This window comes from Intrasporangium sp. (assembly GCF_032907665.1).
GTDB lineage: Bacteria > Actinomycetota > Actinomycetes > Actinomycetales > Dermatophilaceae > Intrasporangium.
Genome location: NZ_JAJJPG010000115.1, coordinates 1 through 11,115 on the forward strand (window position 1 = coordinate 1; position 11,115 = coordinate 11,115).

The 11,115-nt window shown below is 70.0% G+C and carries 11 protein-coding genes; 6 read left to right on the plus strand and 5 right to left on the minus strand.

Annotation, left to right across the window (positions count from 1 at the left end; translation table 11 throughout):
- Positions 1-1,603 (minus strand): CapA family protein (locus tag LOY02_RS14925; protein ID WP_317183154.1); only part of this gene is annotated, 1,603 nt, incomplete at its 3' end.
- A 185-nt stretch (positions 1,604-1,788) separates the two neighbouring features.
- Between LOY02_RS14925 and LOY02_RS14930 the strand changes: the two genes are divergently transcribed.
- A complete protein-coding gene (locus LOY02_RS14930; RefSeq protein ID WP_317183155.1) occupies positions 1,789-2,886 on the plus strand; it encodes a M15 family metallopeptidase in 1,098 nt (365 codons plus the stop codon).
- A gap of 17 nt (positions 2,887-2,903) precedes the next feature.
- Here LOY02_RS14930 and LOY02_RS14935 read toward each other — a convergent pair whose 3' ends face one another.
- Entirely contained in the window at positions 2,904-3,887 is a 984-nt protein-coding gene (locus LOY02_RS14935) for a helix-turn-helix transcriptional regulator (protein WP_317183156.1), read from the minus strand.
- A gap of 63 nt (positions 3,888-3,950) precedes the next feature.
- On the opposite strand from LOY02_RS14935, the gene LOY02_RS14940 reads away from it, so the two are divergent.
- A complete protein-coding gene (locus tag LOY02_RS14940; RefSeq protein WP_317183157.1) occupies positions 3,951-4,799 on the plus strand; it encodes an SDR family oxidoreductase in 849 nt (282 codons plus the stop codon).
- 51 nt (positions 4,800-4,850) lie between these two features.
- Here the strand turns inward: LOY02_RS14940 and LOY02_RS14945 are convergent, their stop codons facing one another.
- Complete coding sequence (locus LOY02_RS14945; protein WP_317183158.1) at positions 4,851-5,879, minus strand: hypothetical protein; 1,029 nt, start codon at positions 5,877-5,879, stop codon at positions 4,851-4,853.
- Positions 5,880-6,106: 227 nt separating this feature from the next.
- On the opposite strand from LOY02_RS14945, the gene LOY02_RS14950 reads away from it, so the two are divergent.
- Positions 6,107-6,361 carry an SHOCT domain-containing protein gene (locus LOY02_RS14950; protein WP_317183159.1) on the plus strand — a complete coding sequence of 85 codons (255 nt, stop codon included), beginning with the start codon at positions 6,107-6,109 and terminating at the stop codon, positions 6,359-6,361.
- Entirely contained in the window at positions 6,354-7,850 is a 1,497-nt protein-coding gene (locus tag LOY02_RS14955; protein WP_317183160.1) for a multicopper oxidase family protein, read from the plus strand. The genes LOY02_RS14950 and LOY02_RS14955 overlap by 8 nt, the downstream gene beginning before the upstream one ends.
- A 168-nt stretch (positions 7,851-8,018) precedes the next feature.
- Here the strand turns inward: LOY02_RS14955 and LOY02_RS14960 are convergent, their stop codons facing one another.
- Positions 8,019-8,663, minus strand: a complete 645-nt coding sequence (locus tag LOY02_RS14960) for a hypothetical protein (protein WP_317183161.1) — start codon at positions 8,661-8,663, stop codon at positions 8,019-8,021.
- 153 nt (positions 8,664-8,816) lie between these two features.
- Here LOY02_RS14960 and LOY02_RS14965 point away from each other — a divergent pair, with 153 nt between their 5' ends.
- Complete coding sequence (locus LOY02_RS14965) at positions 8,817-9,911, plus strand: transcriptional regulator (protein WP_317183162.1); 1,095 nt, start codon at positions 8,817-8,819, stop codon at positions 9,909-9,911.
- 32 nt (positions 9,912-9,943) lie between these two features.
- Here the strand turns inward: LOY02_RS14965 and LOY02_RS14970 are convergent, their stop codons facing one another.
- A complete protein-coding gene (locus tag LOY02_RS14970; RefSeq protein ID WP_410505960.1) occupies positions 9,944-10,162 on the minus strand; it encodes a response regulator transcription factor in 219 nt (72 codons plus the stop codon).
- Positions 10,163-10,689: 527 nt separating this feature from the next.
- Here LOY02_RS14970 and LOY02_RS14975 point away from each other — a divergent pair.
- Positions 10,690-11,115 (plus strand): hypothetical protein (locus LOY02_RS14975; RefSeq protein ID WP_317183163.1); only part of this gene is annotated, 426 nt, incomplete at its 3' end.

Here is an 11,115-nt window from a genome sequence, read left to right on the forward strand (position 1 = left end):
TCCAGACTCGCTGCAGCACGTAGCGGCCGTCTCGTTGCGGATCGAGCAGGGCCGGGCGGGCCTGGTTGATCATGACCGTCGGACGCAGGCGGACGTTGACGAGCGTCGTGCCACGGAAGGTGAGGTCGAGGATCACGCCCTCCTGCGTCTCCTGCCACCACCCCTGCCCGAAGTAGTGGTTGCCGGGGCTGGCGAGCACGACGCTGACGTCGTCGCCGCCGCTCGGGCGGAGCAGCAGCGGTCCGGCCACGTGGGTCCCGGACCCGATGACGTGGTCACAGCCTGCCTTGTCGAACCAGCCCACCTGCTTCTCCTGCGTGGGCCAGAGGTCGTCGTGGTACTCGGCGCCCCCCCACCACTGCGGGGTGCAGATGACGAGGTCGGCGCCGCCCTCCTTGGCCTTGCGAACGCCTGCGGTGATGTTCGCCTGGGTGATCCAGGGGACGCCCGCGGTGTCGGTGTCGGCCTTCGCGACCCCGCCGACGTCGTTGAAGGCGACGAATCCGACCTTGTGGCCGGCGACGTCGACGTAGGCGGGCTCGAGCGCCTCGTCGAGGTCCATTCCCAGACCGGTGCGCGGGATCTCGTACTCGTCCATGAGTCGCAGGGTCGAGCGGATGCCGGCAACTCCCTTGTCGCTCAGGTGGTTGGCGGCGAGGTAGACGACGTCGAGGCCGAGCGTGTCGCGCCAGTGGGGAAGGAGCGCCTCGGGGACGCTGAGGACCACGCTGCTGCCGAGCGCGGGCTTCCAGTTCTCGTCCGCGATGACCGGGCACTCGTGGTCGGCGATCGCGACGTCGGAGCGCTTGGTCACCTGCGCGAAGGTGCCGTCGCGGCCCGTGTCGACGGGCTGGACGGGCCGGTAGGGCTCGCGGTTCGGTGGGTCGACGACGGCGGGCGCGGCATATCTCGCGGTGCCTCCGTCGAACACCCAGTCCCAGCCCCGTCCTCGAACCACCGCCTGGGCCGCACCGCCACGGTCGGCGCAGAGGCTGCCGAGGTTGGTCAGGGTCCAGATCTCCGAGGCGTCGTATGCCGTCCAGCTCGGATCCAGCCGGACGCCCGGTGCCGCCGTGGCGAGGATGGGATAGTCCAGCCCCCGGGCCTTCGGGTCGCCGAAGAGGTCGGGGCCGAACATGCCGAAAGGCCCCTTGCCGGCGATGGAGACGACCTTCGTCGACGGCTCGACGAGACCCGGCGGGAGGAGCGCCACCTGCTTCTGGTTCTTCTCGAGGGCCGCGGCGATCCGGTCTGCCTCGATGCACGTGTCGGGTTGGGGCACCCTCGGCTGCGTCACGATGACGCCGCACGGCGTGAGGAGCCGTCCGCTCCTGGCGAGCCCTGCGACCTCCTTCGGGGTGGTGGTCGCCTTGAGGTTGGTGATTCCCGTGACGACGGCCAGCGGGAAGCGGGTGGCTGCCTCGGTCGTCGTCGGCGAGCCGACCGCCGAGGCTGATGAGGTGGAGGTGGCGACCGGTGGGGCCCTGGTCGAGCCAGGAGCCGTCGCGGTGGAGCTGGAGGGGCCGCCCGTGCTGGAGCAGCCTGCCAGCAGCGCCACCCCGAGAGCGATGGTGACGTGACGGAAGACCCGCGGCGCACTCACCTGGCCAGCGTAGGTGTCGTCGGCGCGAGTGTCCGTCCGAAACACGCGTTCCGTCCGGCGCCGACGACGCCCGGGACGGCACGGGTGGTTGCCGGGGTGGCGGGGCTCGCGGCTGGGACCCGGCCGCACCACGCGAGGAGGCGGTCCGGCATACGTCACGTGGTGACCGGGCTAGCGTGGGGCCAATGGCCGCGGACCTGACCGATGCGAGTCCTCCGGTATCGCCACGTGGACCGGTGGCTCGTCGGCGCGCCAGGCTGTCGCGTCGCGCGATCGCACTGGTCGTGGGGCTCGGGTCGGCCGGGCTCGCCCTCACCCCGATCGGATCGCAGCCGGTCCAGGCGGTCGGCGCGCTTCCGTCCTGTGACCTCGGCGACGTCTACACGGTGCCGCGTGGCTACGACGACTGGAGCGTCACGCTCGTCGACCGCCTGCTGCGGGTCGGGGCCGACTACGTGCCACCCGACCTCGTGAAACTGAGTGACGTCGGCCTCCCCGGTGGCGGCTACATCCGAGAGGTGGCCGTCGAGGACACGAAGGCGATGGCGAAGGCGGCCCGCGCGGCCGGGGCGCCGATCGGCATCTGGAGCCCGTACCGCAGCTACAAGGAGCAGACCCAGATCTTCAACGGCTACGTGGCCCAGAACGGCTTCGACAGCGCGATCACCTACTCGGCGCGTCCGGGCCACTCGGAGCATCAGCTCGGGCTCGGCGTCGACTTCATGAGCGCCGGGGGCGGCAACCCGCTGCCGGGCGACTGGGCGAAGACGCCCGCGGGCGGCTGGATGGCCAAGAACTCGTGGAGGTACGGCTGGGTCCTGAGCTACCCGAGAGGCGAGGGCGGCACGCGCTGGAACGATCGCACGTGCTTCCGCTACGAGCCCTGGCACTACCGCTACCTCGGGCGGGACGTGGCCGCAGAGGTTCACGCCTCCGGGCTGAGCATCCGGGAGTATCTGTGGAAGCACCACACGACGATCGACAGGAGTGGCAAGCCGGTCGTGGTGGCGACGCGCACGCCGTCCGCGTCCTCGACCCCGACTCGGAGTGCGTCGCCGAGCTCGTCGTCCTCGACCTCGATCGGGCCATCGCCGAGCGCCGCCGCTTCGCCCGGTGGCACGCCGAATCCGAGCACGGCGGCCGGCCCCGTCGTCGATGGGCCACCTCCGGTGGACACGGAGCAGGGGCCGTTGCCGCTCGTACTGCTCGGTGGTGCAGTGGGACTCGCCGGACTCCTCGCCCTGCTGGGCCTCACGGTGCGCCGTCGTCGGGCGGTGCGCTGACGGTCTGAAGTGGCCGCTCAGATCGGCTGAGGGGGATCGGGCTCCGGTGCCACGATGAACCCGCTTGTCGCGTCGGCCACGCGCTTGCCGAGGAGCTGGAGCGCCCGCCGCACGTCGGGCGACGCGGTCTCGATGAGGAAGTCACGATCGAGGAGGAGCAGGTTGACGGCGAGGTGGTGGGCGCTCTCGCCGGAGGCATGGACCCGACACCGATCCTCGTCGACGGGCTCCACGGGGACTACGGCAGGGAGCCGGGCGCTGACCACGTCGGCGGGCGCGAAGACGAGAACGACCGCGCGGTGACGTTGGTAGTGCGCGTCGATGGAGTCGAGCAAGGCCTGAGGATCCGGCGCCGGGCGCGGCGCGAACCGCGCGCCGGCAGGCCGTCTGATCTCCACCCGGTCGAGGCGGAAGTGGCGCCAAGCGTTGCGTTGCGGGTCGAAGGCCACGAGATACCAGTGCCGGCCGAGCTGCAAGAGGCGGTGGGGCTCGACGTCCCGACGCGTCACGGACCCGTCACGGGCGCTGTAGTCGAAACGGACCCGCTGGTGGTCGCGGGCCGCTGTGGTCAGAAAGAGCACGAGGTCCGGGTCGACGGACGAGTCGGACGGGGGAACGGCCGCGGTGTACGTGCGCAGCGCGTTGACGCGACCTCGCAAGCGAGCCGGCAGCACCTGCTCGAGCTTCACCAGGGCCGTGGCCGCCTGTTCGCCGAGCTGGCTGGCGTGACCCGTCGCGAGGCGCAGTCCCAACGCGATCGCGACGGCCTCGTCGTCCCCGAGGAGGAGCGGCGGCAGCATGCTCCCCGGACGCAGTTCATAGCCGCCGCCGACGCCGGTGGTGCCGTGGACCTGGTATCCGAGCGCACGCAGCTTCTCGACGTCGTAGCGGATCGTCCGCGGGCTGACCCCGAGGCGCTCGACCAGCTCGGCGCCGGTCCAGTGGCGTCGGGACTGGAGCACGGTGAGCAGGGCCAGCAGCCGGGCGGAGGGGTTGCTCATGTCATCGAGACTAGGTGCGACTGCGGCAAGGATTCTGCCTCAAGAGTCGGGACCATTGATGTCATGACCACAACAACAGGATCCATCCTCGTCACGGGCGCCACGGGCCACGTCGGCCGCCATCTCGTCGCTGAGCTCAGGCGGGCCGGCGCTTCGGTTCGGGCCCTGACCCGTCGGCCCGACGTCGCCGACCTGCCGACCGGCGTCGACGTCGTCGAGGGCGACTTCGACAGCCTGCCCTCCGGAGTGTTCGACGGCGTCGAAGCGGCGTTCATCTTCCCGGCAGACGGGGCAGTGGAGTTCGTCAAGGCCGCAGCCGCCGCCCAGGTGCCGCGCCTCGTGCTGCTCTCCTCGCTCGCGGCTGCTCTGGAGCACGAGCGCGACCACGGCTCGGCGAGCCAGCTCCACCACGCCGCGATCGAGGAGGCCCTTCGCGCCACCGAGGCGGAGTGGACGATCCTCCGGCCCGGGACCTTCGCGAACAACCTGCTGTCCTGGGCTCCGTCGATCCGCTACACGGGTGGCGTCAGCGGGCCGTACCCCACGTCGGCCCAGGCCCCGATCCACGAGGCCGACGTGGCCGCGGCTGCCGCAGCGGCGCTGCTCCAGCCCGGGCGCGGTGGGGAGATCCATGCCATGACGGGGCCCGAGGCGCTGACCCGGCGCGAGCAGCTCGCCGTGATCGGGACGGCCATCGGGCGTGAGCTCACGTTCACCGAGAACTCGCCCGAGGAGTTCGCGGCCGAAATGCGGCAGTACGGCGTCGGCGACAGCATCATCACGATGCTGCTCGACTACTGGTCGGACACTGTGGACCAGCCCGACGCCGTCCGCAGGACCGAGCTGCTCAACGGCCGGGCCTCGCGGACCCTGGCCGAGTGGGCCCGCGACCACGCCGCCGACTTCGCCTGAGAGCCACGGCGACGTGATGGGCATTGACGGATGGTGGGTGCACTGCGCCTGCTAGCGGATCCTGAAGATGTCCACGACGTGGGGCGCATCGATGAGCGTGTGCGGCGCGATGGCGTGGTACGCCCACACGTGGGTCCACGCGTTCCCGGTCCGGACCGTCAGCACCGTCTTCATCATCCCTGGCCCGAAGTAGGTGAGGAAGAGGAAGGCGAGCGAGACGACTGCCTCGGAGGGTGAGGTGAGGATGATCCAGGCGTCCCACACGTGCAAGAGCGTGTAGGTCACCCCGCCGAGGATGACGGTCGTGGCCGTCGAGCCGGTGAGCTTGAGGAAGCGCGGGACGAGGATGCAGTAGATGAACACCATCGCCGGAAGCACCGCGCCGGCGAGGTAGAGCACGAACGTGACCGGCAGGCCGATGAGGTACTGGGTTGGCGAGAGCTCGCCCACCACCGTGGTCAGCGTCGCGACCTGGATGGCCGACTCGACGACGAGGACCGCCGCGATCAGTCGGGCGTCGTCTCGTCGGCTGACGGACGTGAGGTTCAGCTGCTCCCGTGAGTATCGCCGTCGGAACCAGGCCAGCGGCACCACGGCGTAGACGAGCAGGTTGTAGGCGGCCCAGGCGATGGCCTCGGCCGGGTGGACGTGCTCATGGGTGCCGAAGATGGAGCCGGCGAGGTGGAGGCCGAACGGGTGCCACCCCAGCAGTCGGGCCAGGACGAACCCGACCGCAAGGCCGAGGGCGCCATAGGCGAGCAGGAGCGCGGTCTCCCGTTTGGCAGTGGCCAGGTCCGGAGCGCGCGCGGCGAGGTCGGGGCGGTCGCGGTTGCGCGTGAGGAACCATGTGAGCGTCATCAAGCCGAAGATCCCCAGCATTCCGATGTTTGCGTTCAGCACGTGGTCGAGCGAGGAACCGGGCACGTCCGGCCAGCTGAACGGCAGGTACTCCTCGGCGACGATCAGCACGAGCGCGTTGGCGGCGAGCCAGATCACTGCGGCCAGTCGGACACTTCGCTGTCCCACGAGGCTCTGACGCCGGCGGTTTGCGGGTGCCTCAGTGAGGGTGGTCGGCGGCATGGGCGTCCTTCTTGATACAGGTGTGCCATTATGGGTCTCAGGAAAATAGCACGCTTGTATCACAAAAACCATGCGTCAACGCGTGCAGCGCCGACGCCGGGTGTCGTCGGGCTGCGCTCGTGGGCCGTCGGCACCACCGGTGAAGCGGCTGGGCCGGCGGTGAAGCGGGTGGCGCCCGCGGACGGCCGCACGGGCGTAGGGTCGCCACAGCGGGCAAGGAGGCGCGCATGGGACCTGGTGGTGGACTCGGGATGGGATGGGTGTGGCTCTGGTGGCTGCTCATCCTCGTCGGCGTCGTGGCGATCGTGGTCGCCCTCGTGCGAGGCGGCGCCTTCGGAGGGCGGAGCAGCCGACCGGACGACCGGGCTTCGTCCCCCGACCGGCCGGTGTCGAAGGCCCGGCAGATCCTTGACGAGCGGTATGCCCGAGGGGAGATCGACGACGAGGAGTACCGCGCTCGACGGAGGGCCCTCGATGGCTGAGGGCCAGGGCATGACCCGGCGCCAGGCGTTGACGCTCGCCGGCGCCGGCGCTCTGTCGGCAGGCGTCGGCGTCGCCGGTCTGGTGAACGAGTGGGGTTCGCCGGAGCCTCGCGTCGTGGGTGGCGGCTCCAGCGAGGGCGGCACCACGGGGATGGAGCTGCGGCAGCCCGATGAGCACGTCAGCAGCGGAGGGGAACTGGCGCTGACCCTGTCTGCCGTGGCCGGCCGGGCACAGGTCGCGGGCCGGTCGGTCGAGTGCCTCAGCTACAACGGTTCCGTGCCCGGACCGACCCTTCGCGTGCGCGCCGGCGACCGGATCACCCTCGACCTCGACAACCGCCTGGGGGAGTCGACGAACCTCCACGTCCACGGCCTGCAGGTCTCACCGAGCGACAACAGCGACAACGTCTTCCTCGAGATCAAGGACGGCGAGACCTTCAGATACGAGTACGACATCGCGAAGGATCATCCAGCGGGGACGTTCTGGTACCACCCGCACCTGCACCACACGGTGGCTGACCAGCTGTGGGCCGGTCTCTGCGGGGCCATCATCATCGAACGAGACGACGTGCCATCTCTCGGTGCGCAGCAGGAGCGCGTGCTGGTCATCACGGACGTCACGCTTGCCGGTGACCGCGTGGTGGAGGCTGCGCTGCCCGACCGGATGCTGGGTCGCGAGGGGGACCTCGTGCTCGTCAACGGCCAGCTCGAGCCCGTCGTCACCGTGACGCCGGGCGGCCACGAGCACTGGCGGGTCGTCAACGCCTGCTGTTCGCGCTTCCTGCGGCTGCGGCTGGATGGGGCCGAGCTGAGGCAGGTCGCGGGAGACGTCGGCCCCCTCGCCGCTCCGACATCGGTGGAGGAGATACTCCTGGCCCCGGGCAATCGGGCCGACCTGCTCGTGCGCATCCCGGGTGAGGGGACCCATGAGCTCATCGCCGAGCCGGTCGATCGAGGGAGCGCCGGGATGGGGCGGATGGGAGGCCGGGCCGGGGGGACCGGCGAGGCCGTGACCCTGCTGCGCGTCAACGCCCGGGGCGACGCCGCGCCAGGAGCGAGCCTGCCGGCGCAGCTGGCGGACCTCGACGACCTGCGCGACGTCGAGGTCGACCAGAAGCGGGTGCTCACCTTCGCGATGGGCATGGGGTTCGGTCGCGGCATGAGCCTCACCATCGACGACAAGACGTTCGACGCCGAACGTGTCGATCAGTCGGTGCGCCTCGGCACGGTGGAGGAGTGGACGATCGAGAACGTCAGCCCGATGGACCACCCGTTCCACCTCCACGTCTGGCCGATGAACGTGGTGTCGCGGGACGGCAGTCCCGTGGAGGGCCCGCCGGAGTGGAAGGACGTGGTCATCGTGCCGGCGGGCGGCAACGTGACCGTGCGGATGCGCATCAAGGACTTCCCGGGACGGACGGTGTACCACTGCCACATCCTCGACCACGAGGACCTCGGGATGATGGGGCTCGTCGAGGCGAAGGCCTGAGGGCCGAGCCGGCCCAGCGGCATACGGGATGGGTCGTATGCCGCTGGGCCGGGGGCTGCTCCGTGCGGTCGCGCCAGGCGACCGTCACCCGCGTCGACGTCACGGAGCGACTCCATGTCCAGCTCGCCGGCGCGTCCTCGAACCTGCGCCTGCGGCCAGCCATTCGGATCAGAGCTGCCAGACCTCGGCGTCGGCGATGAAGGCCGAGGACCCGGGCCGGTCGGGAGTGCCGGAGCGACGGACCGAACCAGGCAGGGCCTGCCCACGGACGGTGATGCTGCCGGTCTCGCACGGCCCGATCACGAGGCTGAGGCTGTGGTCGACCCCGCCGAGAGGGAACGCATCCGTGGCGAACGCCCGACGGTCGAGGACGCCCGACGCGCCCACCGTCAGGCCTCCTGCGATCACCTTCAGACCGCTTGCGAGGGACACCTCGATCCGTGCTGGCTCCGGGTGAAACTGAGGCTCGGACCACGGAAGGCCGTCCAGTTCGGGGAAGTGCCGGACGAAGTGGTCGGCCAGCCACGCCCCCAGGGTCGGGTCCGCCCCGTGCACGGTGACCTGATCGGGTTGCCACAGCACGACTGCGGTCCCGCTTCCCTTCTGGGACCAGTCGACGACCCAGCACGAGGCATAGGCGGTGCAGGCACCGTCGCGGTCGAAGAGCTGAACCGCTGGATTGGCACCGACGAGCAGTGGCTTGCGCGAAGGCGGGGTCGCCCCGGCGCGCTGAGGACTCGCGACGGCAGCCAGCAGTCCGAGCGCCGCAGCGGCGCCGCCTCGCCCGAACACGCGACGTGTGATCGAGGGCATCTCTGTCTCCTTTTGTTGGCGATCGATGACCTCCTGAATCTCGGAGGAGTGGCACGTCGCAGGCCATCGATTGGAGGAGATTCGAATCCTTGGTTCCGCGGGCGAACGACGATGGACTGCGTGCAGGTCGCCGCACCCGTTGGAGAAGAAGCCGTGGTCGTTCACATCGACATGAGCGCGGATGTCCTCGCGCGGTCGAGGTTCGCCATCTCACCCGCGCAGGAGGTCGTCTACGCGGTCCAGTGGCGCGGCAACCATCCGATGCAGCACGTGCGTGACTGGTATGTCGACGGCGCGCGCTCTCTCGCGAGGCGCGAGCTCGACCTGCTCACCGCTCTCATCCCCGAGCGCGGCTACATCCCCGACTTCCTCATGCCGGCCCCTTCCGGCGACACCGGGGACATCACGGGCGATGTCGAGCGCATCCGCGCGACCGCGCCGGACGTCGTCGAGCACCACCTCGACATCGCCTTCCGCGGCCGGCCCGTTCGTCCGGAGGTTCTGGGGCTGTTCGACAGCACGGCTGCCCTCGAGCTGTGGCGCCGTCCCATGCCGGAGCTCGTTGCGCGGTTGCTGCGCCAGGGCCCGGAGGTGCTGGCCGCCGAAGCAGCCGATGCGGTGCTCAGCTTCTTCGACGCCGTGATCAGACCCGTCTGGCCCAAGGTTCGTGCGGTGCTGCAGCGCGACGTCGAGCGTCGTAGCGACCGAATGGCGTATCGCGGAGCCGTGGCAGTGCTGAACGACCTCGGGGACGGTGTTGCCTGGACCGGCCACGGAGTCGAGCTCGACCGACCGTATGACCTGCGGATCGACTGGGCGGACGACGGGCTGGTGCTGGTCCCGTCCGTCGCCCTGGTGGGTCGAGTCGACTTCGCGGCCGAGCAGAACCTCACCCCGATGATCATCTATCCGGCGGACGGCACGGCGAGACTGTGGGAGCAGCAGCCTCGGCCGCACGCCGCCCGCACCGTGGCGGCCCTGCTCGGACCGACGAGAGCAACGCTGCTGTCCACCCTGCGTCAGGGCCTGTCCACGAGCGAGCTGAGCGAGCGTCTCTACTGGAGTGAGCCGACGGTCTCGTACCACCTCAAGATCCTGCTCCGGGCCGGACTCGTGGAGAGCACTCGCCGCGGCCGCCGCGTCCTGTATCGCCGCACGTCGCTGGGCACGTCGCTCCTCGCGGGAACCGACCCCGGCGCCGATGCGGCGCGACCTGCCGATGTCACGCGAGGCCCCGGCCTCCCGTGATGGTCCGGGCCTTCCATCCGCCGGCCGGCCCCTCAGCGATGGCTTCCGGCGGTGACCAGGCGTGACTCGTAGGCCAGGACGACGGCTTGGACCCGGTCGCGGAGCCCGAGCTTCGTCAGGACGCGGCTGACGTGGGTCTTGACCGTCTCGTCGCCGACGACGAGGCGCGCAGCGATCCCGGCGTTGGACAAGCCCTCGGCCACGAGGCACAGCGCTTCCGTCTCACGTGGGGTCAGGGACCCCAGGTTCACGGCGGGCTGATGGGGTGCACGTCGCTGGTCGACGAAGGTCTCAATTGCACGTTCGTTGCACGCGGACTCCTTCGAGGGCCACGAACGACGAAGCTGCCGGCCCGTACCCACAAAGGGCGTCTGACCTGCTGTCGAGCAGCGGAGCGAGCGACGGGAATCGAACCCGCGTATCCAGCTTGGGAAGGGCCTTGGCTGTCCTGTTCTGGCTCGTGGCGTGCTCAATTCGGCGTCCGGGCAGGCCCGCTGGGGACCGGGCGTCGCTTGAACGTTGGGCACGAATTGGGCACGCGGTCGGGATGGCCAAGGAGAGCCACCGAACCGATAGCGGAGCAGGCCAGCACGCCGGAGTGGCCGGGTCAAGGGTGGCCGGAGGCCATCGCGTCAGCGACGCCGAAGGCGCCCTTGACGCGGTCCGGAGGCGTGCGGACAGTGCAGCGTCGGGTCGGCGGCTCGGAGGTGGCAAATCATGCGAGTCCCGGGGCGTGGGGCTGGGTGTTTTCCCGGCGCGCACGCCTACCATCGGATGCATGGTCCAGCCGACCACCTACAGGTTCCTGTCGGCGTCGCCGTCGTCCGGCGCATCGGGCATGGAGTACATACCCGTCGTCGACCGCCCGCCTGGGCCGCGCATCTCACGTGAGCCCCTTGATCAGTACCCGTATCTCCGCGAGCTGTCGCTTGACTGGCTCGACCGTTACGACGAATCTGCCCTCGACGAAGTGGACGAGTTTCTGAGGTCCCACTGGGAGGGAATCGACCGCGAGAGTGCAGGACACGACCTGTCGGTGTACCTGTGCAACTGGGTCGTGGTGAACGTTGACGCGGCGTACTGGGTGCTCGATCAGTTCGGGACATGCTATGTGGAGCTAGGCGAGGCGCAGCTCGATCCGTATCGGCATGTGGTGCGGTGCATTGCCGATCGTCGGCCGGTCGCGCGTCGCTTTGTGCTTCAG

Excerpts from the sequence above, each read along its gene's own strand:
- LOY02_RS14950 (WP_317183159.1), top strand. The coding sequence starts at position 6,107 with ATGGGACCTGGTGGTGGACTCGGGATGGGATGGGTGTGGCTCTGGTGG.
- LOY02_RS14935 (WP_317183156.1), bottom strand. The coding sequence starts at position 3,887 with ATGAGCAACCCCTCCGCCCGGCTGCTGGCCCTGCTCACCGTGCTCCAG.
- LOY02_RS14955 (WP_317183160.1), top strand. The coding sequence starts at position 6,354 with ATGGCTGAGGGCCAGGGCATGACCCGGCGCCAGGCGTTGACGCTCGCC.
- LOY02_RS14940 (WP_317183157.1), top strand. The coding sequence starts at position 3,951 with ATGACCACAACAACAGGATCCATCCTCGTCACGGGCGCCACGGGCCAC.
- LOY02_RS14945 (WP_317183158.1), bottom strand. The coding sequence starts at position 5,879 with ATGCCGCCGACCACCCTCACTGAGGCACCCGCAAACCGCCGGCGTCAG.
- LOY02_RS14960 (WP_317183161.1), bottom strand. The coding sequence starts at position 8,663 with ATGCCCTCGATCACACGTCGCGTGTTCGGGCGAGGCGGCGCCGCTGCG.
- LOY02_RS14930 (WP_317183155.1), top strand. The coding sequence starts at position 1,789 with ATGGCCGCGGACCTGACCGATGCGAGTCCTCCGGTATCGCCACGTGGA.